Source organism: Larkinella arboricola (genome assembly GCF_003259745.1).
Lineage (GTDB): Bacteria > Bacteroidota > Bacteroidia > Cytophagales > Spirosomataceae > Larkinella > Larkinella arboricola.
Window position 1 is genome coordinate 861,931 of sequence record NZ_QLMC01000003.1, and the last position, 23,995, is coordinate 885,925.

Below are 23,995 nucleotides of genomic sequence, written 5' to 3' on the forward strand. Positions count from 1 at the left end.
ATTCTATGTTTTTCCGAAATAAACATTACTATACTTTGTCAATAGATTATGTGCAAATATAGAAAACAGAATCTATTGGTGCCAAATTTCAGCGCCTTAATTTTAGGAAACGGTATGTGTCGCTTCTTGAGGACGTTTTTTTGAGACCTTCTTTTTAGCGTCCAGACTGGCTCCAGCTGACTGGGCAGGTAATGACTCGACGCCATCTGTATCAAGCGGTCGAATGTACCGGGCAATGAAAACACTCACAAAAATGGCCGCCATAGCCAGATATCCCACCCACGAATAATGAATCAAGGCTCCGCTTTCGGTTTTGGTGACGAGCAAACCGGCCCCATACGTGGCAACGGCCTGCGCCAGCAGCTGAACCGATGAATTCATGCTCATAAAACCGCCCCGGCGCTGCGGTTCAACCACCGCCGTTACCATCGCCTGCGTCGGAATGAAACGGGCGTTGGAGAAGATGAAGAACACGGCATTCACCGCCAGAATATAGGTCAGACCGGACGGCTGCATGGATGTTAACAGAAACATCGGAATCATGGACAGCAACGCAAAAACAACGAAAACCGGATACTTGCCCCGCTTATCGGCCAGACGCCCTACGAGTGGACCCGTGAAGATGGTGACCAAACCGCCGACAAGATAGATCAGGTACAATTGATTTTCGCCCAAACCGACATTTGCCACCAGATAGGGCGACAGCAACGGAATGATGCTGAAATGCCCCAGCATGATGGTCGTCGTCAGCCAGAGTGCCCGAAGCTGGTTGGGGCTCCGCAGCATAGCCGTAAGGATTTCCAGGGGATGATAACGGATTCCGGTTTGCAGGTGCCCATCCAGCCGCGGCACGTAGCGGATGATCAGGACCGTTACCAAAACACCCAGGCCACCCAGGGCCAGGAACGGGGCATGCCAGCTAATTTCGGTGGCCAGATACAACCCCAGCGGTACACCCGCTACAGAAGCCACCGAAAAAGAGGTGGTGATAATCGACATCGCCGTAGCCCGTCGTTCGTACGGAACAACATCGGCCACGATGGAAAAAACCTGCGCACCCAGAACGCCCCCAAACAGCCCGGCGGTAGTTCGGGCCACAATGAGCAACGGAAACGTTGGAGCCAATCCGCAGGCGATTGTACCGATGACAAAACCGATGTAAGCCGTCAGCACGACCTTTTTCCGGTCGAAACGGTCGACGTAAAAAGCCGCCAGAAAACCGGAAATCCCGGCGCTCAGACTATAAGCTGATACAATGAAGCTGAACTCGTGCGGATTCAGGTTGAAATACCGCATCAGCTGCGGCCCCATCGGCATCATGATGATAAAATCAACAATGTGCGTGAAGTTGATGCACGCGAGAATGAAAAGCAGGACTTTCTCCTGGCGGGTCATGTTCATAGGGGTGTGGAAGTTCGACAAGAGAGGCTAGATGTGAGACAAAAGAGTTGCCTTTTCTCTCGTGTCTAAATTCTTTTGTCTACTTACAATTTGTTGTTTACTCTGCAACTAGTTTATCAATCAGCCGGTTGAAATCGGCCACAAATTCATCGTAATACCTTCCTGTTCCGGGCCCGCTGAAACCCGTATGAATCTGGCGAACCATTCCTTTTTTATCCAGCACAAGGGTGGTCGGGAAGCCCACCACCTGGTTGAGCATGGGCAGTGTTTTCGACGCTTCGGATTTGACGTTCGTACCCGCCAGCACAACGGGGTAGTCAATGTTAAAGCGGTCCATCATGCGTTTTATCTTCGGTGCTGATTCGGTCAGTTCCGCCGATTTTTCGTAAGCCAGTCCCACAATCTCGACGCCCCGGTTTTTGTTCTTTTTGTACCACGGACCCAGAAAATTGGTTTCGTCCATGCAGTTCGGGCACCAGGAACCCAGAATCTGAATCACCACCACTTTATTCTGAAACCGCGCATCCTTGAGCGAAACCGGTTTTCCATTTATGTCCGGAAACGAAAAATCAATGGTTTTGTACCCCGGTTTCAGATACGTCAGGCTGGCCGGGTCCGGCAGTTTAGCATTCGGATCAAACCGGGCCGTCCAGCTTTCGTAGCCGCTTTCGCCCGACCAGAAACCGCCCACCAGCGTATTATCCGGTTCACGTTTCGCCTTGAACAGATACAGGTGCGTCCCGTCAAAGGTGGAAAGCATCAGGCTATCGCCCACCACATTACCTTCCAGATACCGGTAATCGCCCGTCGTGGTCAGGAACGTTCCGGTCAGACTGGCCCCTTTTTGCTCGAAAACACCAACCGCAAACGTCGAATCAGTTTCGCTCCGGAAGGTGGTGGCCCATTTGCCAGTAACGTTAATGTTGGGGGTTTGGGATGTCGGTGTGAAACGGTATTGAACCCCGTGCTGCGCCTGAAAAGGCAGTGAGGTATAGTCCTGCCCGGTCCGGTGCCGACGCCAGAATCCGCGCAGGGTATTATCGTCTACTTTGGCCCGGATTTCGGCTTCAAAGATATCAATTGTCAGCCGAACCGAATCGCCCGTAACCGTCACTTTATCAAACGGTAACCGCTCGGCTCCGTTCAGGGCGTAGGCCGTGTAGGCAGACCCGTTGGCACTAATCTCCAGCCCGAACGGCAATTCGCCCCCTTTGCTCTGCACAACCGCCCGCCAGATGCCGGTTTTGAGTTTCGAACCTGATTCAGCACCACCGGTGCAGGAAATCCCGGACAGGGCTACTAACAGTACTGCAACAATTTTTTTCATACAATAAAAAATAGCAGATCCAGTTCTCTTCCCGGTAGAAATAGGGTCGGTTTTGTTAAGTTTGTAACGGACGAAGATTTTGTTTTAGTTCCGAAAAGGATTTTGAAACCGACGACAAATCGGAATTCTACCAGAAAAGCCCGAAAAAATTCTGTTACTGCTGCGGGTGTGCTGATTAAAAGGTGTTTATAGTTTCATGACAGGGAGCAACTACCACGAACCGGTTTTATTACAGGCTTGCATTGAAGGATTGAACCTCAAACCCGGCGGTACGTACGTCGATGTGACGTTCGGGGGCGGGGGCCATTCCCGCGAGATTTTGCGGCAATTGCAGCCGGGACCGGATTCGGAGGGCCGGCTTATCGTCTTTGATCAGGACCCCGACGCCCGGGCCAACGCCGACGCCATCGACGACCCGCGCCTGACGTTCGTTGCGGCTAACTTCCGGCATTTAAAGCGGTATTTACGGCTTTACAAAATTGATTATGTAGACGGTATTCTGGCCGACCTGGGCATTTCGTCGCACCAGATTGACACGCCCGAACGCGGCTTTTCGACGCGCTTTGATGCCGATCTGGACATGCGCATGAGCCAGTCGGGGGAATTGACGGCCCGCAAAGTCATCAATGACTACCCGGAGGACCAATTGCACAAAATTTTCGGGATGTACGGCGAAGTGATCAACGCCCGAACGCTGGCGAGTGTCATTGTGTCGAGCCGCGTCAACCGGTCCATCGAAACCGTCAATGACCTGAAGGCCGTCCTGCAACGGTATGCGCCCCGCGGCAAAGAATATAAATATTTTGCGCAGGTTTTTCAGGCCCTGCGCATCGAGGTCAACCAGGAACTGGCGACGTTGGAAGAATTTCTGACGCAGGTTCCGGAGGTACTGGCACCGGGCGGACGGCTGGTGGTGATGTCGTACCATTCGCTGGAAGACCGGCTGGTGAAGAACTTTATCCGGTCCGGGAATTTCCGGGGCGATGTTGAGAAAGACCTGTACGGCAACGAACTGAAACCGCTCCAGTCGATCACGCGCAAACCGATTGAAGCCTCGGCGGAGGAAGTTGACCGGAACCCCCGGGCCCGGAGCGCCAAATTGCGGATTGCAGAAAAATGGTAGCTAAACGATTCAACGATATGGCACAAAATACGTACAAAACACCGCTCAAAGCGCCCGTCGTGAAGAAAAAACGCGAAAACCGCCTTCTAAATTACCTGAACCAGACCATCGGTTTTGAACGGCTTTTTGGCGAAGACAATCCCTGGCCCATCAAGCATCTCGGACGCATCTTGTGGGTTTCGTTTCTGCTGATTCTATACATTGGCTTCAACCACAACGCCGAGCGCCTGATCCGGAACATCCAGCGGGTGAAGGCCATAGTGGATGAGAAGCGGGCGGAATACACGACGCTTCAGGCCGATTTTAAGAAAAGTGGAAAACAATCTGAAATCAGCAAGCACGTGATCGCTACGGGTCTGGAGGAACCCGTAACCCCGCCCTTGAAGATCGTTGTCAAATCCGAGGAAGCAACGCAGCCATGAACGTCAAAAAGGACATTTTGCGCCGGGCAACGCTGGCGTCTGTGGCTATTTTCCTGTTTGCGCTGGCAATCATCGCCCGGCTGACGTATGTTCAGTTCTTTCAGAAGCAGAACGGCCGTTTGTGGAAGGACCGGATTACGCAGTATCACATTAAACGAGACACCCTCCGAGCCACACGCGGTAATATTTTCTCGCGCAACGAAGACCCGCTGGCGACCTCCCTCCCCTATTATTACGTCGGTATCGACCCCTGCGTAGCCAAAACGGATTCATTCAACAAGAAAATCGACTCGCTCGGTATCCTGCTGGCGCAGAAATTCGGTGAACGTTCGCGGGATGAATACACCTATATGATCCGGAAAGCGCGCGACAGTGGCCGCAAGTACGTGCTGCTGAGCCGGAAAAAAATTTCGTTTCAGGAACGAATGGAGATGCAGAAATGGCCCTTTTTCCGGCGCGACCGGCGGCAGGGTCTGGGCGGTGGAAAATTCGATGCGGTTTACCAGCGCTATCATCCCTACGGACGCATGGCCCTGCGGACGGTTGGGTACCTGAACCCCGAAACGTCGCGCGGATTTGTCGGGCTGGAAGCCAGCTTTCAGAAGGAACTGGCCGGAAAAGACGGTGTCGGACTGGTTGAAGAACTGTCGGGCGGGGTGCGGATGCCACTGGAAGACGGCTCGGACATCAAGCCGGAGCCGGGGCTGGATATTTACACCACCATCGACGTTAATTTTCAGGACATGGCCGAAACGGCTTTGCTGCACGGGCTCGAAAAATACCAGGCCGAGCGGGGTTGCCTGATCGTGATGGAAGTTGAAACCGGCGAGATCCGGGCTATGGCGAATCTGACCCTGAAAAATGGCAAATACGTCGAAAACTTCAACCATGCGCTGGCGGGCGGCACCGACCCCGGTTCGACCTTCAAGCTGCCGACGCTGATTGCGTTGCTGGAAGAAAAAGCCATTCGGCCCGACCAGATGGTTCACACGGGCGGGGGCGCGGTGATGTACCGGGGGCGCCGGATTTCGGATACCAAACGGGGAGGTCACGGCAGCATTACCGCCCAGCAGGTTTTCGAAAAATCGTCGAACGTGGGCGTCCACATGCTGATGAGCAACTTTTATAACCGTCCGGAAACCTACTGCCGGTACATGCGCCAGTTCCGGCTCGACAAGCCGATCGGGTTACAGCTTCGGGGCGAAACCAAACCCGTGGTGCCCAATCCGCAGTCGCCGGGCTGGAGTCGCCTGTCCCTCAGCTCAATGGCTATTGGATACGAATTAAAACTGACGCCGTTGCAGATGCTGGCCTTCTATAATGCGGTTGCGAACGACGGTAAATGGGTACAACCCATGCTGGTGAAGCAGATACGCCGGGCGAACGAAGTCGTCAAGGAGTTTGAACCGTATGTGGCACCGGACCCGATTTGCAGCCAGTCTACCGTCCGGCTGGCGAAAAAAATGCTGGAGGGGGTGGTTGAGCGGGGTACGGCACGGAAAAGCCAAAGTCCTTATTACCGGTTTGCCGGAAAAACCGGTACGGCCCAAAGGCTTATTAACGGACGGTATCAGGTGGGCAAATATTATACGTCTTTCATCGGCTATTTTCCCGCCGAAAAACCTAAATACAGCATCGCTGTCGTTATTGATACGCCCCACGGTGCCAGTATTGATCTGCTGTACGGCGGTAGCGTGTCCGCCCCCGTATTCCGGGAAATTGCCGATCGGATTTACGCGTACGACGTTCCCATGCACCGGCCCTTTGCCAGTACCGCCAAACCGGTGCGTCCGTCGAGTCGGGGCATCAAAGCCGGTTTTGCCGACGACATTCGAACCATTAGTACGGAGTTGAACATCAACACACCGCCGAGTCCGGACGGCTGGGTGAAAGCGGAAGCGCAGGGTTCGAAAACGCAGTGGGTGAGCCAGCCTACGCAAAGCAAAGTGCCCGACCTGCGCGGCATGACGTTGCGTGATGCCCTGCACCTGCTCGAAAACCGGGGTTTCCGGGTGCGTTTTGAAGGCTACGGCAAAGTGGTTGACCAATCGGTTCCGCCGGGTGATCCGTTGCCACATCCGCGCAAAATTACCCTAACTTTGCGACAAACTGCCCGACCCGATACGCTGGCGGTTGTTCTGGACAAAAAAAATCAATCCGGGAAATAAGGACACCAGTACCTTATTTCCCCGTTTATTTATGCTGTTAACCCACATTTTGTATAAAGTACCGCTTCTGTCGACCTCCGGCAACATGAATGTCGAAGTCGAACAGTTGACGATGGATTCGCGAAAGGCGGGTCCGGGCCGTTTGTTTGCCGCCGTTCGCGGGACGCAAACCGACGGCCACCGGTTTATTGAGAAAGCCGTTGAACTGGGAACATCCGTTATTCTGTGTGAGGAACTGCCCGAAAACCGGGCCGACGATGTTACCTATGTTCAGGTTCAGGACAGCAGTTATGCCCTGGGGCTGATCGCGGCCAATTTCTACGACCATCCATCCAAAAAGCTGAAACTGGTTGGCGTAACGGGCACCAACGGCAAAACCTCAACGGCCACCCTGCTATTCCGGCTGTTCCGGCTACGGGGCTACCGGGTTGGTCTGCTCTCGACGGTGCAAAACCAGATTGACGAAACCGTCATTCCGGCCACGCATACCACACCCGATACCATTGCCCTGAATGAGTTGCTTTCGCGGATGGTCCAGCACGGGTGCAGCCACTGTTTTATGGAAGTAAGTTCGCACTCGGTGGTGCAACACCGGATTGTCGGGCTGCACTTCGCCGGGGGTATTTTCACGAATATTACCCACGACCACCTCGATTTTCACGAGACATTCGATAATTACATCAAAGCCAAAAAAGGCTTTTTCGACCAATTACCGGCATCGGCCTTTGCCCTGACGAACCTCGACGACAAGCGCGGGCTGGTGATGCTGCAAAATACCGTGGCCCAAAAAGAAAGCTATTCGCTGCAAACGCTCGGTTCGTTCAAAGGCCGGATTATGTCGGAGAGCCTCTACGGGATGCAGATGGAAGTCGATGGCCGGGAGGTGTGGTTCAAGCTGACGGGCCGGTTTAATGCCTACAATCTGCTGGCGGTTTACGGAGCGGCCATTTTATTGGGTGAAGACCGGGAAGAAGTCCTGACCCAGCTTTCGGTTCTGCCGAGTCCGCCGGGCCGGTTCGAGATGGTCATTGTCAGCAACAAACCCGTGGGAATTGTCGATTATGCGCACACGCCGGATGCCCTCCAGAACGTGCTGGAAACGATCGCGGGTCTGCGTCAGGGCAATGAACAAATCATTACGGTTGTGGGATGCGGAGGGAACCGGGATGCAGCCAAACGCCCCATTATGGCCGAGATTGCCTGCAAATACAGCGACCGGGTGATTCTGACCTCCGACAATCCGCGCCACGAAGACCCGATGGCTATTCTGGAACAGATGCAGGCCGGAGTACCGCCCGTTGCGTTCAAGAAAACCCAAACCCTGGCTGACCGGCGCGACGCCATATTCCGGGCCGTTGAGATTGCTCAGCCGAATGATGTAATTCTGATTGCCGGTAAAGGCCACGAAACGTATCAGGAAATCAAAGGGGTCAAACATGATTTTGACGACCGTAAGGTTCTGCGCGAGGCTTTTCAACAATCAATTGCCAAAAAATGACCAGATTGCTGGAGGCTGAAGATGGAAGCCTGAACGGTTTTCGTAAAAAACTTCCCTGCCCGACTGTCTGAACAGCGATATTCAACTAGTTAAACTTTATGCTCTATTACCTTTTCACCTACCTCGATCAGCAGTTCGACTTTCCCGGCGCCGGGGTTTTCCAGTATTTATCATTCCGGGCGGGCGCGGCCATTACGCTGTCGCTGCTGATTGCGGCTGTTTACGGGCGTCAGATTATCGACATGCTGCGCAACTTGCAGATTGGCGAAGACATTCGGGATCTGGGACTGGAAGGCCAAATGCAGAAACGCGGAACCCCTACGATGGGCGGGTTCATTATTCTGGCATCGCTGGTTTTCCCGACCCTGCTGTTTGCCAAGCTGACCAATGTGTACATTGTGCTGTTGCTGGTATCGACAATCTGGACCGGAATGATCGGGTTTCTGGATGATTACATTAAAGTATTCAAAAAGAATAAGGAAGGCTTACAGGGCAAGTTTAAGGTAGTTGGTCAGGTTGGTCTGGGTCTGATTGTGGGGTTGACGCTTTATTTTAACGATCATGTAAAAATTCGGGTATATAAACCGGGCGTAATTGATACATCCATCGGTCAGATTGAAAACGGAGCGTTTCAGGATATTAAGTCCATGTCGACCACGGTTCCATTTTTGAAAAACAACGACTTCAATTACAGCTCGTTACTGCCCGATTTCATCCCGGACGAATACACCTGGATTCTTTACGTAGCCATTGTTATTTTTATCATTACGGCGGTTTCCAACGGGGCCAATATTACCGATGGAATCGACGGTTTGGCGGCTGGCACCTCCGTCATCATCGGTCTGACGCTGGGCGTATTTGCGTACTTATCGAATAACAAACCACTGTCGCAGTATTTGAGCATCATGTACATCCCGAACTCGGGCGAAATGGTGATTTTCTGTGCGGCTTTTGTGGGGGCCTGCGTCGGTTTTCTGTGGTATAATTCCTACCCGGCCCAGGTGTTTATGGGCGATACCGGCAGTTTGATGCTGGGCAGCATTATTGCGGTGCTGGCACTGGCAACCCGGAAAGAATTACTGATACCGGTAATGTGCGGTATTTTTCTGGTTGAACTTGTATCCGTCATCATGCAGGTCAGTTACTTCCGATATACCAAGCAAAAGTTTGGGGAAGGCAGGCGGATTTTCCTGATGTCGCCGTTGCACCACCATTTTCAGAAAAAAGGGTACCACGAAGCCAAAATTGTCACCCGTTTCTGGATTGTCGGAATCATTCTGGCTGTTATTACGCTGGTAACCTTAAAGCTCCGCTAACCTCAACGTTTTTGCTGGCCGAAATTCCTCAGCCTCTATTGCAGGTCAGACCGAATTCGGTGACTGATTGGCTGACCAACGCTGATTAGTAACGGTGAAAACTTAATCTACGGCCCAATGAGCAGGTAGTAAGGAAAGGAGACGGAAGCGGCTCGAAGTGGGGTAAAACGAGCTTGAAGCACCCCGGTTAAACTGCCGCAAACGGAGGAACTCATCTGAAATGCTGCTGAAAGACCATTTCAAGTGATTGAAATTTTCAAACTCCCTTGTATTTCAGAAATATACGCTCTATATTTGCACTCCCGTTTTTGGACGGGAGTCTTTGTGTATAGCGCAAGTAATTGTCTATCAATATATAATCTCCCATAAACAAGTGGATACGTTAAGCTACAAGACCATTTCGGCCAATAAAGCGACGGCGCAGAAAGACTGGGTGGTCATTGACGCGGAAAATCAGGTGTTAGGTCGGTTGGCGAGCCAGGCGGCAAAAATCATCCGCGGCAAGAACAAGGCCAACTTTACGCCGAACGTTGACTGTGGTGACAATGTCATCATTATCAATGCCGATAAAATTAAACTTACCGGTAAGAAAATGACCGATAAGGTATACGTTCGTCACACCGGTTACCCGGGTGGTCAGCGTTTCCGGACACCCCGCGAAATGATGGCAAAAAATCCTGCTTTCATTCTGGAGCACGCCATCAAAGGTATGTTGCCGAAAAACCGTTTGGGCAGCCGGTTGTTTACCAACCTGTATGTTTACGCCGGTACTCAGCATCCGCACGCGTCGCAGCAACCGAAAGAAATTAAACTGGATTACTAATAAATAGAGGTCAGACGTAAGACAAGAGGCTAAGAATCGGATCGTCTCTTCTCTCTCGTCTTTCGTCTCATATCTTAAACAATGGAACGAATCAATGCATTAGGTCGCCGGAAAACAGCCGTGTCGCGCGTGTATCTGTCGATCGGTACCGGCAACATCGTTATTAACGGCCGAGATTACAAACAGTATTTTCCTACGGAAGTTCTGCAAATCGTTCTGAAGCAGCCGCTGGCTACGATCAATTCTACGGAAGGCTACGACGTGAAAGTAAACGTTCGCGGTGGTGGTATTTCCGGTCAGGCCGAGGCAACCCGGATGGGTATTGCCCGCGCGCTGTGTGAATTGAATCCCGAGTTTCGTCCGGCCCTGAAAAAAGAAGGGTTCCTGACCCGCGATTCCCGCATGGTTGAACGGAAGAAATACGGTCGTGCGAAAGCTCGTCGCCGGTTCCAGTTCTCGAAACGTTAATTTTTTATCGTTTCACGATTTGTCCAGGCCGCACTTGTCTGATGCCGATGTGCGGTGCTGCGTATTTTCAATATTCATTTTTCATTCTACATTCAAATGGCACAAGTAGAGTATAAAGACCTTCTGGATGCAGGTGTGCACTTTGGCCACCTTACCCGGAAATGGGATCCCCGTATGGCACCGTATATCTTCATGGAGAAAAACGGTATCCATATCATTGACCTGAACAAAACGCTGGCGTCAATCGACGAAGCAGCCGCAGCGATCAAAGGTATCGTTCGTTCAGGCCGTAAGGTGATGTTCGTCGCCACCAAAAAACAGGCACAGGAAATTGTTACGGAAGAAGCGCGTCGTCTGAAGATGCCCTACGTAACGGATCGCTGGCTGGGTGGTATGCTGACCAACTTTGCTACTATCCGGAAATCATTGAAAAAGATGCAGGGCATCGAAAAAATGATGAAGGATGAAACAACCTACAAAAGTCTGGCAAAACGGGAACGTTTGACGGTAACCCGCGAAAAAGATAAACTGGAGCGTGTATTGGGTGGAGTTGCTGACCTGACGCGTTTACCAGCGGCTCTGTTCATCGTTGATGTAAAACGTGAACACATTGCCGTTGCCGAAGCAAAACGGCTGGGTATTCCGGTATTCGCGATGTGTGATACCAACTCGAACCCGGATGAGGTAGATTTCCCGATTCCGGCCAACGACGATGCGTACAAATCAATCCGCCTGATTACGCTGGCGATTGGTAAGGCGATCGAAGAAGGTCTGCTGGAGCGCAAGCAGGATAAAGACGATCAGCGTTTGCAGGAAGAAGAGGAAGCGAAACGTGCTGAAGATGTGCGGGCAGCTCAGGTTGAAGGCCAATTGGTAGAAGCCGACGGTGAGGCAACTGGCCCCGTTGCTGCTGACCAAGCAGACGAGCAGGAGGATTAAGACTATCGAAGAGCAACCATGTTTGTTGCCAAGCCTATATGTTCGGATAGCCCGTAGCCTCGCTATGGGCTATTCCGTTTCAGGTAACCTGATTACCGAATAGTTTACACAATTAAGAACTTGCTAACAGAAAATTACTACACAAACAATGGCTATTACCGCACAAGACGTTAACAGACTCCGGCAGGAAACTGGCGCCGGTATGATGGATTGTAAAAAAGCTCTTACTGAAGCCGACGGCGATTTCGAAAAAGCAAAAGATATCCTGCGCAAGCAGGGCCAGAAAATTGCCAGCAAACGTGCCGAAAATACCACTTCTGAAGGAAAAGTTCTGACGCACGTTAGCCCGGATGGCAAAACAGGCCGCATCATTGGATTTGCCTGCGAAACAGAACCGGTATCAAACGTTGCCGATTTCCAGAATCTGGCGATGGCCTTGATGGACAACGCCGTTGCTGCCCAACCGGCTACGAAAGAAGAATTGCTGGCCTTACCGCAAGGTGATGGCCGGAGCCTCCAGGATCACATCACGGACCTGATGGGTAAAATCGGTGAAAAACTGGATGTAATTGCTTACGAAGTCGTAACGGCAGAGCAGGTAGTTGCTTATAATCACTCTAATGGTAAACTGGGAGTTCTGGTTGGTTTGAATAACACCAACGGAGCCGAAGTGGTCGAAGTTGGTAAGGATATCGCCATGCAGATTGCGGCAATGAAACCGGTGGCCATCGACAAAGACGGCGTTGATTCCAGCATCGTTGAGCGCGAAATTGAAATTGGTAAAGATCAGGCTCGTGCGGAAGGAAAGCCGGAAGCCATGCTCGAAAAAATTGCAATGGGCAAGCTGCAAAAATTCTATAAGGAAAACACGCTGCTGAACCAGGAATTCGTAAAAGACTCCTCGCTCACAATTGCCCAATTACTGGATAAAACCAGCAAAGGGTTGACGGTTTCGGCCTTCAAACGCATAGCTATCGGCTAAGCGACTCCCCATTTTATTTGTTGAAAAGGCCCGGTTTAAATAGACCGGGCCTTTTTTATGATATACAAGCTATTTTTATTTTATTTGCATATACAATAAAAACCAAGTCTCTTCCGTATCCGGGCTTTAACTTGACTAGGAAAGTTACTTTGTTGCCGTTTAAGCGTCTTATATAATGATTGCATCGCTAGAATTAAAACGGATGACGGATGAAGAGCTTGTTCGTCTGTACGTAGCCAGTCAAAGTAACCGATACTTTGAACACTTATACAGCCGATACAGTGACAAAGTATACCGTAAATGTCTGATGTTCACCAAAGACCCTGTAAAAGCGGAAGACTTTACGCACGATATATTTATGCGGCTGATTGTGCGGCTGAGCAGTTTTAAGGAACAATCTAAATTTTCGACCTGGCTATTTTCGATCACCTATAACTATTGCACGGATCAACTCCGGTCAAACCGAAAGAAAACCGAAGTCCCACTTAATGAAGAAATGGACTGGTTAGACGATGGCGATGATAAAGAAGTGATGGAAATGGAAGCTCAACGACTGCAAAAAGCACTTGGGCAATTGACACTGGAGGAGCAAAGTCTGCTTCTTATGAAGTACCAGGACGAAGTGAGTATCCGAGAAATTGCGGCTATCCATAACCTAAGTGAGAGCGCCGTAAAGATGCGTTTGAAACGGGCAAAAGAGAAACTGAAAAAACGCTATCTGGAAACGATGCTTTTCATTGGTTTGTTGCTCGCCAAGTTTTTCGCCTGGATAAAAATTGATCGCTGATCCTACTGAAGTTAATAAGCTGATAAAATGGATTCAAACTATAATGTCTTTAAAGAGATCGAGTTGCCCGACACCTGCCCTCCTAATCTAAAGGAGGAGCTGGTTTCGGAGATCGATCTGATTCGTAATTCGCTGACCCTGGTTGAAGTCTTCGTTGATGACCTGCTCAAGGTGGCATCGTCGCTGGTTTCAAGTACTCAACTACCTGGCAATTCTCAAAACCTTAATTAGGTCTCTTATGGATCGGGTTCCTGCTTTCGTCGATATTTTGATCAATACGTTTACGACCCTCATCAATCAGTTTATTGATTTTGTTCCCCGTATCATCGGTGCTGCCTTTATTATGGCTATCGGGTTTGGTGTGGCAAAAGCACTTGCCCTGCTCGTGTCGAAGCTGTTGGAGCGCGTTGGTATCAACCGAATTGGTGACCGGCTGACGGAAATTGACTTCATCAAACGACTTAAGACAGAGATCAGGTTAAGCGACCTCGTTTCCAAGGTACTGTATTACTTTGTGCTGCTCATTTTTTTAATGGCGGCAACAGAAACGCTTGGCGTTTCGGCCATTACGGAAATGGTTAAGTCGCTGGTCGATTTTATTCCCCGGCTGATTGCTGCTGCCATTATGCTACAGGTGGGAGTCCTTGTAGCTGATGCGCTGAAAGGAGCGGTTATAACGCTTTGTCAGTCGTTTAATATTGCTTCGGGGAGACTCTTGGGTATGATTGTCTTTTTCTTCTTTCTAATCATTACACTCATCAGTGCGCTGGGGCAGGCCGGTATCAATACGGAACTTTTAGAATCAAGCTTCAACTTGCTGATCGGGGGAATCATTTTCGCTTTTGCGGTCGGCTATGGGATGGCATCACGGGATGTCATGGCGAATATCCTGTCTTCTTTTTACAGCAAAAACCGTTTTTATGAAGGACAGGTGATCCGGGTTGGGGACACAAAAGGAACCATTATTCGAATGGATAACACCTCGCTGACCCTCCAGACAGGTGATACCACCACCATCATTCCCCTACAAAGCCTTCAGGCAAGTAATGTGGAAGTTTTCAACTAAATTTCTATTCTACCAGCGGTTTTTCAACGAAAATGAAAAAAGAACTCTGCACATTCTTTCTGTTCTGCCTGAGTACCTTGTCAATGGCCCAAACACCAACGCGGCTTGATTCGATCAAGATTATACCCATAGATACGGTTTACTGGAAACGGTCAGCCCAGGTTGGTATCAACCTGAATCAGGGCTCTTTCAGCAGCAACTGGAAGGGCGGTGGAGTTAACTCCGTTGCTTTGGGCGCTTTTTTCAACGCCAAATCAGACTATATGCAGCGACGCTTCAACTGGACCAGTGAAGTGCAATTGCAATACGGAATTGTAAAGAATGAAGGGCAGGGCTCGCGTAAAAACGTAGATCGAATTTTTCTGGATACAAAAGTCGGTTACCGATTGAGCCCGGTCTGGCTGGCTTTTGGTAACATTAACTTTCTATCGCAGTTTGCACCGGGATATCGATACGAAACATTGACGGGCGGTGGAGAACGTAGTCTATTAATCTCTAATTTTTTTGCACCGGCTTTCCTTACTGAATCCATGGGTCTGGAATACAAACCGGCGCCCTATTTCAACCTGCAATTCGGTCTGGGTACAATCCGGCAGACCTTTGTACTGGATGATTCAATCGAGTTTGGTGAACCAACCCGCTATGGAGTTCCTCCTGGCAAAACCGTACGCAATGAATTTGCCTTCCAGCTTATTGCTAATTATGACCGTAACATTGCTGAAAACTTAAATCTGAAAGCCCGTTACCTGCTTTTTGCCAACTATGCCACGTTAAATGCCATCGATCACCGGCTTGATGTTTCCTTGACAGCCAAGGTTAATCGCTTCGTGAACGTTAATTTAACCGGCATTTTCCTGTATGATAAAGACCAGGACGATGCGATTCAGTACAGCCAGGGATTAGCAATCGGTTTTTTGTATGCATTTTAGAACCGACAGACAACCCGTGTTTTTAGGCAGCCTTCCTACCAGATGGATAAGGACGAATACCGTTCGACAACAACATCGTTAATCGTTGTCTTCCTAATGGCTACCAAACCTGAAATTGTTGGATAAAAGCCTGCTTATATTGCCTTCCCAGTGGTACTGTATGTTTTCCAATGGTTATCTCACGATCCGAGAACCCTTCCACTTTTTTAATATGAACAGCAAAGGAACGATGGACACGAGTCAGATGCGGCTCATTCAAGCGTTCTAGCAATGTACTAATAGTTAATCGAATTGCGTATTTCCGGTCATTCGTAACGATTGTTGTATAAGCACCATCCGCTTCCAGCAGCATAATATCTTCCAGTAGAATTTTAACAAACTGGTAATTATGCTTAATGAAAATGAGGTTGTCGATCCGCAGAATCGTTTCGCGGGACGGAGCGTCTTTTTCTAAAATACCGTTTAATTCAACACCGTCATCCTGAGCAGAGACTTCCCGCTTGTTAATGAAGTTGAAGAGCGCTAACTCGATAGCAATGCGGAGGTTACTGATGAGGATCGGTTTTGTTAAGTAAGCGGAAGGAAAGGTATGTTTGGCCCGTTCCAGCGTATTTTTATCAGACAATGCCGTGGTATAGATAACCGGCACAGACCGCAAAGCCTGTATCCGGCTAATTGTATCAATACCGTCCCAGTCGCCTTTTAACTGAATATCGCAAATAACAAGATCAACCCGCTGGGTTTTAAATAATTCCAACGCTTTACGGCCGTTGTTTGCGATCCCAATTACATAATATCCTTCCTCTTCGAGCGTATCTGACAAGTCCATTGCAAGAATGGCTTCGTCTTCAATCACCAGAATTTGGATTTTCTCTTCCATGTGCTCCCTATCCTATACGATAGCTTACTAATTTCTTGTTAACATAAAGTTAACCAGCGTTCAGCATCCCATCTGTTCCATTTCAATGCCAAAAATTAACCGTTCAGCTACCAATATATGTCGTTAATTGCTTTTTGCCAGTCTAGTATTTAGTGAATGTATAATTTAAACAAATATTTGGTAACCTATTGTTGTTTAGATTCTTTAGCCAAAAAAATATAGTATGTTAATTCCTGTCTCTCCCTCCACCGTTTCTATCAATAATGACCCCCTACTGCAACTGTACTCACGGGGTTCACGGCAGCATTTTTTTCAAACGTCCGAACTTATGTATTTGCAGGGAGACGGTAATTATACCTGGTTACATTGGGTAAACCGTCCTTCAATCATTATGCCCAAGACGTTAAAGCAACTCGCTGGCTTGCTGCCCGCAGGAAAATTTATTCGAGTACACCGAAACAGCATTGTAAATTGCCAGTATGTCGAGCGTCTCGAACGTTTAAAAGCCGGTTTGGGCACTATTCACCTCGTTAACGGAAGTGCATTGCCCGTATCCCGGCGCCGATGGGAAGCCATTTCTGAACTACTGGATCATGCTGAAACGTCAACTAAATAAGCTTCCGGTTTCGTAGCTGTCCAGTTCTTTTCATAGCTCTGCTCTCCACTAAAACCGTCAATAATGTTATCTACTCTACCTACTAAAGACGCTACTCAGAAAAAGGACATTATCTTGTCGGATATACTCTTTATTTCTACCGAGGGAGAAAAGAGTTGGATCGTTTATCTGAACAATAGCAAACAACAATACGTATCAACTTCCGGCTCTCTTACGTACTGGGAGAAAAAGCTACCAGCTTTCTGGCGCATTAACGAGTCGTATTTGATTAATCCAGCTCTGATTTACCGCTTCCATCCTGTCGAAATGCCCCATTTTCCATTGCCTTTAGTTGAATTAATTACAGGACGGGTTTTGGCTATTAGCCGCCAGAAAAGGAACTTGATTCAGAAAAAATGGAATCAGTTGCGCCATTCGCTTATTTCATAAACAAGATAAAATAAACAAGGTTCTACCAAATGAAAATTTACTAAAAAAGCGCGGCATCGTTGGATACCGCGCTTTTTTAATAAGATACTGTCATCCGATTACTTGATCGCAAATGACCCTTCGCCAATTCGGAAACCTTCCGCGTAAAACTCAATGGTATATTTACCCGGCTTGTAAGGAACGGTACCCCGGTTGTAGGTCAGTTCCACATTCTGATTGTTATTAGTAAACGGCACTGTTTGTTTTACCGTATAAATCTGCTCTTCGCCGTTAACCTGGAATGTGCCAGAACCATTCGCCATGTCGGAAACAACCGCACCGGTTGGATCCAGTACCCGAACATATACTTCTTTATTTTCCTGTCTGGTCAGCGGATTTTCGGGCAGCGTATAAACCACTTTCAGTTTGTCAACCCGTTTTGCTTTCACTTCATCTTCCGTTGCATCCCGTTGCTTGCCTTTTGAGTTTAGTGCATAAACCCGGACATTCTGCGCTTTAAGAGCAGCAGCACGGGTTACTTTATCCGTCAGATCCCGATTAACAGCCGTATAACTGCTCACCGAATCCTGTAACGACTGCTTCTCGGTCTGAAGGGTGGTATTAGCGTCAGTCAGTGTTTGATTGTTAGTTAGTAGCAATTGATTCTCAGATCGCAGTTGTGCAATCAGCGTATCTTTTTCAACCAGGTAAGCTTCATACTGCTTAATCTTAGCTTCGTATTTAGAAATTGAAATACGTTGGCCTTTCCGAAGAGCTGCCTTATCACGTTCCAGGTTTTCTTTAACACGTTGCAGATCCGTAATATCACCACCTAACTTTTTAACTTCGGCGATTTTCGCATCCAAAGCCGTTGAAATAGAGTCTAATCTTGTCCGGGTCGTGGCTAATTCTTCTACACGGGTGGCAATGGTTGCCTCCTGATTTTTACCAACTTCTTTTTGTTCATAAAGCAGATAACTAGACACCCCTGCAAGAATGGTCATGATTACTAAGGCGGCTACCAGCGCGCCATTTGCTTTTGGCTTATTGTTCTCCATAACTACTTTGTGCGGTTTGATTTAATTAGACAGAAGTAAACAAAAAAACAGGTAAATAATTGTCATTCAATCGTGTTAGAGTTACAACAAATGGCGTATGCGCACAGTTTAAATTGGGCACATTGTATCCATAACGGGTACTTTTGTAAAGTTAGTGTATCCCATAAACAATTTTTATCCAAACACCCGTTTTCCCAAAAACCGCTTTTATTGCCGAAAGAGCTATCAGTTATAACCGGTTTTATTTCCAAAATGTTATATATAACCTAAAAATAGCTCTAAATAGTTCCTTCATTCCAATGTATGCCTGAATTACCCGAAGTCGAAATTTATCGTCTCTATCTTGAATCCTCATCGCTTCATCAGCCCATTGAAAACATTGAGGTTGACGACCCCAACTTACTGACGGTCCCGTTCACCACCCTATACGAAACACTCGTTGGGCGCTGGTTTACCGGCACCCGGCGGATTGGCAAAAACCTGTTTGTTCTGACCGATGGCCCCGACCCACTTGATCAGCCGGTAATTGTGCACATGCACTTCGGTATGACAGGCGATCTGGCCTATTATCACTCCTCACTCGACCGTCCCAAATACGCCCGGATCGTCTTTCACTTCCGGAATGGATTCAATTTAGGCTTTATCTGCCCGCGTAAATTCGAACGAATTGGCCTGATCGATGACATCCCGGCTTATCTGAAGCGAAAAAAGATCGGTAAAGACGGTCTGGCAATAAGCCTTTCCGAACTGACGGAACAAATTCGGCGAAAAAAGGCCCTGATCAAACCGGTTTTGATGGACCAATCCACGGTGGCCGGTTTGGGCAACTGGATTGTCGACGAAGTGCTGTTTCAGGCCCGGGTTCATCCCGAAAAACGCACCGAGAATCTGACCGACAACGAAATCCGGCAGCTGCACGACGCCATCCAGCTAGTACTGACAACCGCCATTCGACACGAAGCGCAATACCGTGATTTTACGATCAACTTCCTGATTCACGTCCGCGAATGGGATGATTCGCCGTACGACGATGTAGAAGCCCACAAATTCTGCCCGCGTTGCGGAACCCGGATCGCCAAATCGGAAGTCGGTGGCCGAACTACTTATTTCTGCCCCAACGATCAACAACTATAGAATCACGGACTATTCTGGCCCAAACAAGCTTTTAAATGATTTTTTCGGAATTATACCCGCTTTAGTCCGTAGGTGCGTTGGGAAAAATTGCCTTTCTTGCAAATTCCTAACCCGAATACCACTTTGGCTACTGTACTTCCTGAATTTCGCGCGGGTCGACTGATGTCGATGGACGCGTACCGCGGTTTCGTCATGTTTCTAATGACCGCCGAAATCCTCCGCTATGGGCGGATTTCTGAAGCCCTGCCCGATAGTTCCTTCTGGCGTTTTATGGCGCATCATCAGGACCACGTTGAGTGGTTTGGCTGCACCTTACACGACCTGATTCAACCGTCCTTTTCCTTTCTGGTGGGTGTAGCCCTTCCTTATTCCCTTGCCAGCCGTCAGGCCAAAGAAGCCTCGTTTGGCGCAATGTTTCTCCAAACGCTCCGCCGTTCGCTGATTCTGATTCTGCTCGGTATATTTCTGCGTTCGGTGGGGCGCGAACAAACCTATTTCACGTTCGAGGATACCTTAACCCAGATTGGTCTGGGCTATCCGTTTCTGTTTTTGCTCGGTTTTCGGCCCACGCGGACGGTTTGGATTGCTCTGGCGGTAATTTTGGTCGGCTATTGGCTGGCTTTTGTTCTTTACCCGCTCCCCGGCGCCGGTTTTTCGTACGAAGCCGTAGGTGTGCCCGCCGACTGGCCTTACCACCGAACCGGCATCGCGGCTCATTTCAACAAAAACAGCAACCTGGCCTGGGCCTTTGATACCTGGTTTCTGAATCTGTTTCCGCGCGCCAAACCGTTTCTGTACAACGGTGGAGGCTACGCAACCCTGAGTTTTATCCCCACGCTGGGCACAATGATACTGGGTTTGCTGGCCGGTCGCTGGCTACGAGCCGAATTACCGTCTTCCGAATTGCTCAAACGGTTTCTGATAGCCGGAGCAATTGGTTTAGCAACCGGCTGGCTCCTCACCGTGACGGGCATCGCTCCTTCCATCAAGCGCATCTGGACACCCGGCTGGGTGCTGTTCAGTGGTGGCTGGTGTTTTTTGCTGCTGGCGGTCTTCTACTATATAATTGATGTCCGGCAATGGCGGAGTTGGGCGTTTCCGCTGGTGGTCATCGGAATGAATTCCATCGCTATTTACTGCCTGGTCCACCTCATCGACCATTTTATCATCGGCACGTTCAAGACGCACCTGGGTCAGACGGTATTTGAGCAATTCGGACCGTATGAACCACTGGCGAGTGGCGGAGCGGCCCTGCTGGTGTTCTGGCTGCTTCTGTACTGGATGTATAAGAAGAAATTGTTTATTCGGGTTTAGCTTTTAGTAAAAGTTGTTTTTTGTTATCCATTATGGTCAAAAACTGTTTTCACCTTCTGCTTTTCGTCGCTGTTCCGGTACTTCTGGGAATGACGTTCAAGGAAACGCCCAAACCGATTGTGCTGGCCTACGTGGGCGGCTTTCGTGGGCTGGTCGATACGGATCAGATTATGGCCGAAAAACTGACGCACATCAATTACGCGTTTGTGGATGTGAAAAATAACCGGGCCTGGCTGCACAGCCTGGCAACCGACACCACCAACTTCCGGAGGCTGAACAGCTTGAAAAAGCGCAACCCGGACTTGAAAATCCTGATTTCAATCGGCGGCTGGGCGTGGAGCGAAAACTTTTCCGACGCCGTCCTGAGCGACACTTCGCGGCTGTCTTTCGCCCAATCGGCAGTTGATATAGTGCGGCAATACGACCTCGACGGTATTGATATTGACTGGGAATATCCCGGCATGAAAGGCGAAGACAACGTGTTCCGGCCCGAAGACAAGCAGAATTTTACGCTGATGTTCAAGGCGCTACGCGAACAACTCGATGCGCTTAAACAGCAAACCGGAAAACGGTATTTCGTTACAACGGCTTTGCCCGGTTTCAAAGAGATTTTTGTGCACACGGAAATGGGAAAACTGCACCCGTACCTCGATTTCCTCAATGTGATGTCATATGACTTCTACGTTAACGGCCCAAAGGTCGGCCATCATACGAATTTGTATCCGGGAGGTGGTGTCGAGAATGAGCAGTCGGGCGAGCGGGCGGTCCAGCTTTACCGGGAAGCGGGCGTGCCGATGGAAAAACTGGTGCTGGGGCTGGCTTTCTACGGACGCGGCTGGGAACTCGCCAACGACAACCACAAGGATGCGCCCCGTCAGGCGGTAAAAACCAATCGCGTCGGTGGCTATACCTTTATCAAAGACAGTTTGCTGACGAACCCGGCTTTTGTACGGTATTGGGACCGTAAAGCCAAGGCACCGTACCTGTACCAGCCGGAACAGAAGTTTTTTATCTCCTACGACGACGAGGAATCGGTCCGGTACAAATGCCGGTATGCGAAGAAAAAAGGGATGGCGGGCGTGATGTTCTGGGAGTATTTCAACGACCCCAAAGGCTATCTGCTCACCGAGATAAACCGCCAGTTTCAATAACCTTACAAAGGTTCGTAAAAGCTGCGACTGGCGGTCTCAACCAGTGAAGCGTAGGATGCATCGTGCAGTTTTTGCATCATAAAACCGTGTTCTTTGAGGTAATCCAGCTTGAACTTCCGGACGAGCCGGTGATGCGGTACGGTCGGGCTTTCAACGTGCTGGATTCGGTAATTCGGAAAATAACCGTTTACTTCTTCGGGGCTAATACTGAACGGGGCCGTGTTCATTTCCGGCGAATATTCCAGCGTAGTCAGGAAGTATTGGGTGCCCGGCGCGGTCAGTTCTTCCATCTTTTGCAGGTATCCCACCCGCAAGGGAAGCGGTAATGTCACCAACGAAGCCCGGTCGTAAACGAGGTCAATCTCTCCGACTTCATTGGGCGTCAGTGCGAACAAATCCTTGCAAAAGATGGTCAGATTGTTCGAAATATACCGCTCCCCGACTTTTTCATAGGCAAGCTGGTTTTCCGCAAAAAATTGCAGGATAAGGGTTTCGTTCTGCTCCACCCCCACGACGCGATCCGCAAACTGACTGAAATACACCAGGTCGAGCGATCGGCCGCACAAAGGCACGAAAATCGACTTTTCCATTAACGCAAACGGCGTCAGGTGTTTCAGTACATACGGATGAACGTCCTGGCGGTGAAAGTGCGTATTCGAACGATCCCACGAATCTGCCCAGACTTGCTTTTCCATTCGTACTTGTTGTTGTTCTTTGTTGTTCAGTAGTAGTGTTGTTGTATTGTCTTTCGACGCTACAAAGTTGGCTGATCAAACCGCGTTTTGGTAGAGTGAATGTACGGTTTCTGCAAAACACGTACTTCTACGTACTGGGTAAGTACCCTGTACGCCCTGGGTGGTATAAAGCAAAATGAGGAAAAAAGGGCTATTGTCCGGATGCGGATTTTTCCGTTTCAGGCACCACCAGCGGGGTAGCTCTTAACGTCCTCGCTACCAGAAAAACAGTAACCAGCGTCAGGATGGCGCTCGTCAGAAAGGGCGCTCCCGGAAAATACACCGGCGCTTCGGGCTTGGTGAAATACGCAAACAGGTGCGTCATCAGCAACGGCCCTACAATGGAGGTCATGCTCGCCAGACTGGTTAAAGCGCCCTGCAACTCGCCCTGTTCGTTGGCCGGAACCTGCGTCGAGATCAGGCTTTGCACGGCTGGCCCCGCCAACCCACCCAGCGAATACGGGATCATAAACGCGAACATCATCCAGCCCTGACTGGCGAAGGCAAATAGGACAAAACCAATAGTCGAACAAGCCAGACCGGTAAAAACCGCCTTTTTCTGCCCCAGCTTGGGAATCGCCACCCGGATGACGCCACCCTGCACAATCGCAACCGTCAAACCGATAAAACCGAGCGAATAGCCCACCCAGGCTTCGTTCCAGTGGAATTTTTCGATGGTGTAATACGTCCAGATAGACTGGGGCGCCTGAGCCGCGATGTACAGCAAAACCATCGACCCGACCAGACCGACAATAGCGGGGTAACGTTTCAGACGAGCCAGCGAGCCGATTGGATTCGCCCGCTTCCAGTCGAACGGTCGGCGGTGTTCCAGTGCAAGCGATTCCGGCAGAATGAAGTATCCGTAGATAAAGTTCAGTAAAGACAAACCGGCGGCAATCATAAACGGCACCCGGCTGCCATACTGACTAAAAATACCGCCAATGACGGGCCCCACGATGAAACCCAGACCAAAAGCCGCCCCTACCAGACCGAAATTCTGCGCTCGTTTTTCCGGGGGGCTGACGTCGGCAATGTAAGCCGATGCGGTAGTAAAGCTGGCTCCGCAAATACCGGCAATAAACCGTGCCACAAACAGCCAGGCAATGGTTGGAGCAAACGAACAGAAGATGTAATCCATGCCCAGACCAAACAGCGAAATCAGCAGGATGGGCCGACGGCCAAAGCGGTCGCTTAAACCACCCAGAATAGGCGAAAAAAGAAACTGCATGATGGCGTAGGAAAACGTAAGCCAGCCCCCGTACTGCGACGCTTCACTGATGTCTCCGCCGGTCAGTTCCTCGATGAGCCGGGGGACGATTGGGGCAATGACCCCGATTCCGGTACAGTCAATCAGAATAGTAATGAAAATGAACGTCAGTGCCTGATTGCGTTGCGGAGCCATGCGGTAAAATTTTGCCCAAAGTTACGGCTTTCTGCCCATTTTTGTCTTC

At 49.6% G+C, this 23,995-nt stretch carries 23 protein-coding genes and 1 pseudogene; 18 read left to right on the forward strand and 6 right to left on the reverse strand.

All coding sequences use genetic code 11. From position 1 onward, the window contains the following. Positions 1-102: 102 nt before the first annotated feature. Positions 103-1,401 carry an MFS transporter gene (locus LX87_RS15030; protein WP_229310669.1) on the reverse strand — a complete coding sequence of 433 codons (1,299 nt, stop codon included), beginning with the start codon at positions 1,399-1,401 and terminating at the stop codon, positions 103-105. Between the two features lie 97 nt (positions 1,402-1,498). Beyond that, entirely contained in the window at positions 1,499-2,728 is a 1,230-nt protein-coding gene (locus LX87_RS15035) for a TlpA disulfide reductase family protein (RefSeq protein ID WP_111629040.1), read from the reverse strand. A 196-nt stretch (positions 2,729-2,924) separates the two neighbouring features. On the opposite strand from LX87_RS15035, the gene rsmH reads away from it, so the two are divergent. The 13 genes from rsmH (at position 2,925) to LX87_RS15100 (ending at position 15,249) form a co-directional block, all read left to right on the forward strand. Next, on the forward strand, positions 2,925-3,851 hold the full coding sequence (rsmH, locus tag LX87_RS15040) for a 16S rRNA (cytosine(1402)-N(4))-methyltransferase RsmH (RefSeq protein WP_111629041.1): 927 nt from the start codon (positions 2,925-2,927) through the stop codon (positions 3,849-3,851). 17 nt (positions 3,852-3,868) lie between these two features. Continuing rightward, positions 3,869-4,273 (forward strand): FtsL-like putative cell division protein, encoded by a 405-nt coding sequence (locus tag LX87_RS15045; protein ID WP_111629221.1) that lies wholly within the window; start codon positions 3,869-3,871, stop codon positions 4,271-4,273. Next, positions 4,270-6,441: a PASTA domain-containing penicillin-binding protein gene (locus LX87_RS15050; RefSeq protein WP_111629042.1), complete on the forward strand. Its 2,172-nt coding sequence runs from the start codon at positions 4,270-4,272 to the stop codon at positions 6,439-6,441. Before LX87_RS15045 ends, LX87_RS15050 begins: the two co-directional genes overlap by 4 nt. 31 nt (positions 6,442-6,472) lie before the next feature. Next, entirely contained in the window at positions 6,473-7,939 is a 1,467-nt protein-coding gene (locus LX87_RS15055; protein WP_111629222.1) for a UDP-N-acetylmuramoyl-L-alanyl-D-glutamate--2,6-diaminopimelate ligase, read from the forward strand. 98 nt (positions 7,940-8,037) lie between these two features. Then, entirely contained in the window at positions 8,038-9,255 is a 1,218-nt protein-coding gene (gene mraY / locus LX87_RS15060; protein ID WP_111629043.1) for a phospho-N-acetylmuramoyl-pentapeptide-transferase, read from the forward strand. A 373-nt stretch (positions 9,256-9,628) separates the two neighbouring features. Continuing rightward, positions 9,629-10,078: a 50S ribosomal protein L13 gene (rplM, locus tag LX87_RS15065; RefSeq protein WP_111629044.1), complete on the forward strand. Its 450-nt coding sequence runs from the start codon at positions 9,629-9,631 to the stop codon at positions 10,076-10,078. Positions 10,079-10,159: 81 nt separating this feature from the next. Then, positions 10,160-10,546, forward strand: coding sequence for a 30S ribosomal protein S9 (rpsI, locus tag LX87_RS15070; RefSeq protein ID WP_111629045.1), 387 nt, complete (start codon positions 10,160-10,162; stop codon positions 10,544-10,546). Between the two features lie 96 nt (positions 10,547-10,642). Beyond that, a complete protein-coding gene (rpsB, locus tag LX87_RS15075; RefSeq protein ID WP_111629046.1) occupies positions 10,643-11,485 on the forward strand; it encodes a 30S ribosomal protein S2 in 843 nt (280 codons plus the stop codon). Positions 11,486-11,633: 148 nt separating this feature from the next. Next, the gene (tsf, locus tag LX87_RS15080; RefSeq protein WP_111629047.1) at positions 11,634-12,467 is read left to right on the forward strand and encodes a translation elongation factor Ts; all 834 of its coding nucleotides are present in this window, start codon (positions 11,634-11,636) and stop codon (positions 12,465-12,467) included. 175 nt (positions 12,468-12,642) lie between these two features. Beyond that, positions 12,643-13,254, forward strand: a complete 612-nt coding sequence (locus LX87_RS15085; RefSeq protein ID WP_111629048.1) for an RNA polymerase sigma factor — start codon at positions 12,643-12,645, stop codon at positions 13,252-13,254. A gap of 27 nt (positions 13,255-13,281) precedes the next feature. After that, positions 13,282-13,485: a hypothetical protein gene (locus LX87_RS15090; protein WP_111629049.1), complete on the forward strand. Its 204-nt coding sequence runs from the start codon at positions 13,282-13,284 to the stop codon at positions 13,483-13,485. 7 nt (positions 13,486-13,492) lie between these two features. Then, positions 13,493-14,320, forward strand: coding sequence for a mechanosensitive ion channel family protein (locus LX87_RS15095; protein ID WP_111629050.1), 828 nt, complete (start codon positions 13,493-13,495; stop codon positions 14,318-14,320). Positions 14,321-14,352: 32 nt separating this feature from the next. Beyond that, a complete protein-coding gene (locus tag LX87_RS15100) occupies positions 14,353-15,249 on the forward strand; it encodes a DUF3078 domain-containing protein (protein WP_111629051.1) in 897 nt (298 codons plus the stop codon). A gap of 100 nt (positions 15,250-15,349) precedes the next feature. Here the strand turns inward: LX87_RS15100 and LX87_RS15105 are convergent, their stop codons facing one another. Then, positions 15,350-16,129: a response regulator gene (locus LX87_RS15105; protein ID WP_111629052.1), complete on the reverse strand. Its 780-nt coding sequence runs from the start codon at positions 16,127-16,129 to the stop codon at positions 15,350-15,352. Positions 16,130-16,352: 223 nt separating this feature from the next. On the opposite strand from LX87_RS15105, the gene LX87_RS15110 reads away from it, so the two are divergent. Together LX87_RS15110 and LX87_RS15115 are read left to right on the forward strand one after the other, a co-directional pair. Continuing rightward, on the forward strand, positions 16,353-16,745 hold the full coding sequence (locus LX87_RS15110) for a LytR/AlgR family response regulator transcription factor (protein ID WP_111629053.1): 393 nt from the start codon (positions 16,353-16,355) through the stop codon (positions 16,743-16,745). 63 nt (positions 16,746-16,808) lie between these two features. Next, positions 16,809-17,174, forward strand: a complete 366-nt coding sequence (locus LX87_RS15115) for a LytTR family DNA-binding domain-containing protein (RefSeq protein ID WP_111629054.1) — start codon at positions 16,809-16,811, stop codon at positions 17,172-17,174. A gap of 98 nt (positions 17,175-17,272) precedes the next feature. Here LX87_RS15115 and LX87_RS15120 read toward each other — a convergent pair whose 3' ends face one another. Next, the gene (locus LX87_RS15120) at positions 17,273-18,211 is read right to left on the reverse strand and encodes a DUF8428 domain-containing protein (RefSeq protein WP_111629055.1); all 939 of its coding nucleotides are present in this window, start codon (positions 18,209-18,211) and stop codon (positions 17,273-17,275) included. A gap of 303 nt (positions 18,212-18,514) precedes the next feature. Here LX87_RS15120 and LX87_RS15125 point away from each other — a divergent pair, with 303 nt between their 5' ends. The 3 genes from LX87_RS15125 to LX87_RS15135 all read left to right on the forward strand — a co-directional run bounded on the left by LX87_RS15125 (position 18,515) and on the right by LX87_RS15135 (position 21,810). Beyond that, positions 18,515-19,345 carry an Fpg/Nei family DNA glycosylase gene (locus tag LX87_RS15125; RefSeq protein WP_111629056.1) on the forward strand — a complete coding sequence of 277 codons (831 nt, stop codon included), beginning with the start codon at positions 18,515-18,517 and terminating at the stop codon, positions 19,343-19,345. 168 nt (positions 19,346-19,513) lie between these two features. Then, positions 19,514-20,659 carry an acyltransferase family protein gene (locus tag LX87_RS15130; RefSeq protein ID WP_111629223.1) on the forward strand — a complete coding sequence of 382 codons (1,146 nt, stop codon included), beginning with the start codon at positions 19,514-19,516 and terminating at the stop codon, positions 20,657-20,659. A gap of 89 nt (positions 20,660-20,748) precedes the next feature. Further along, a complete protein-coding gene (locus LX87_RS15135; RefSeq protein ID WP_229310670.1) occupies positions 20,749-21,810 on the forward strand; it encodes a glycoside hydrolase family 18 protein in 1,062 nt (353 codons plus the stop codon). Positions 21,811-21,812: 2 nt separating this feature from the next. Here LX87_RS15135 and LX87_RS15140 read toward each other — a convergent pair whose 3' ends face one another. Both LX87_RS15140 and LX87_RS15145 read right to left on the reverse strand, forming a co-directional pair. Next, complete coding sequence (locus LX87_RS15140) at positions 21,813-22,505, reverse strand: class I SAM-dependent methyltransferase (protein WP_111629058.1); 693 nt, start codon at positions 22,503-22,505, stop codon at positions 21,813-21,815. Between the two features lie 190 nt (positions 22,506-22,695). Then, positions 22,696-23,952: pseudogene (locus LX87_RS15145) on the reverse strand (TCR/Tet family MFS transporter); the annotation flags it as partial. Positions 23,953-23,995: the final 43 nt, after the last annotated feature.

What these genes read in the sequence shown, in the direction of transcription:
- LX87_RS15085 (WP_111629048.1), top strand. Translation starts at nt 12,643, where the DNA reads ATGATTGCATCGCTAGAATTAAAACGGATGACGGATGAAGAGCTTGTT.
- LX87_RS15125 (WP_111629056.1), top strand. Translation starts at nt 18,515, where the DNA reads ATGCCTGAATTACCCGAAGTCGAAATTTATCGTCTCTATCTTGAATCC.
- LX87_RS15050 (WP_111629042.1), top strand. Translation starts at nt 4,270, where the DNA reads ATGAACGTCAAAAAGGACATTTTGCGCCGGGCAACGCTGGCGTCTGTG.
- tsf (WP_111629047.1), top strand. Translation starts at nt 11,634, where the DNA reads ATGGCTATTACCGCACAAGACGTTAACAGACTCCGGCAGGAAACTGGC.
- LX87_RS15090 (WP_111629049.1), top strand. Translation starts at nt 13,282, where the DNA reads ATGGATTCAAACTATAATGTCTTTAAAGAGATCGAGTTGCCCGACACC.
- LX87_RS15115 (WP_111629054.1), top strand. Translation starts at nt 16,809, where the DNA reads ATGTTATCTACTCTACCTACTAAAGACGCTACTCAGAAAAAGGACATT.
- LX87_RS15135 (WP_229310670.1), top strand. Translation starts at nt 20,749, where the DNA reads ATGACGTTCAAGGAAACGCCCAAACCGATTGTGCTGGCCTACGTGGGC.
- LX87_RS15100 (WP_111629051.1), top strand. Translation starts at nt 14,353, where the DNA reads ATGAAAAAAGAACTCTGCACATTCTTTCTGTTCTGCCTGAGTACCTTG.
- mraY (WP_111629043.1), top strand. Translation starts at nt 8,038, where the DNA reads ATGCTCTATTACCTTTTCACCTACCTCGATCAGCAGTTCGACTTTCCC.
- rsmH (WP_111629041.1), top strand. Translation starts at nt 2,925, where the DNA reads ATGACAGGGAGCAACTACCACGAACCGGTTTTATTACAGGCTTGCATT.
- LX87_RS15105 (WP_111629052.1), bottom strand. Translation starts at nt 16,129, where the DNA reads ATGGAAGAGAAAATCCAAATTCTGGTGATTGAAGACGAAGCCATTCTT.
- rpsI (WP_111629045.1), top strand. Translation starts at nt 10,160, where the DNA reads ATGGAACGAATCAATGCATTAGGTCGCCGGAAAACAGCCGTGTCGCGC.
- LX87_RS15030 (WP_229310669.1), bottom strand. Translation starts at nt 1,401, where the DNA reads ATGAACATGACCCGCCAGGAGAAAGTCCTGCTTTTCATTCTCGCGTGC.
- LX87_RS15130 (WP_111629223.1), top strand. Translation starts at nt 19,514, where the DNA reads ATGGACGCGTACCGCGGTTTCGTCATGTTTCTAATGACCGCCGAAATC.
- LX87_RS15120 (WP_111629055.1), bottom strand. Translation starts at nt 18,211, where the DNA reads ATGGAGAACAATAAGCCAAAAGCAAATGGCGCGCTGGTAGCCGCCTTA.
- LX87_RS15140 (WP_111629058.1), bottom strand. Translation starts at nt 22,505, where the DNA reads ATGGAAAAGCAAGTCTGGGCAGATTCGTGGGATCGTTCGAATACGCAC.
- LX87_RS15055 (WP_111629222.1), top strand. Translation starts at nt 6,473, where the DNA reads ATGCTGTTAACCCACATTTTGTATAAAGTACCGCTTCTGTCGACCTCC.
- LX87_RS15045 (WP_111629221.1), top strand. Translation starts at nt 3,869, where the DNA reads ATGGCACAAAATACGTACAAAACACCGCTCAAAGCGCCCGTCGTGAAG.
- LX87_RS15110 (WP_111629053.1), top strand. Translation starts at nt 16,353, where the DNA reads ATGTTAATTCCTGTCTCTCCCTCCACCGTTTCTATCAATAATGACCCC.
- rpsB (WP_111629046.1), top strand. Translation starts at nt 10,643, where the DNA reads ATGGCACAAGTAGAGTATAAAGACCTTCTGGATGCAGGTGTGCACTTT.
- LX87_RS15035 (WP_111629040.1), bottom strand. Translation starts at nt 2,728, where the DNA reads ATGAAAAAAATTGTTGCAGTACTGTTAGTAGCCCTGTCCGGGATTTCC.
- LX87_RS15095 (WP_111629050.1), top strand. Translation starts at nt 13,493, where the DNA reads ATGGATCGGGTTCCTGCTTTCGTCGATATTTTGATCAATACGTTTACG.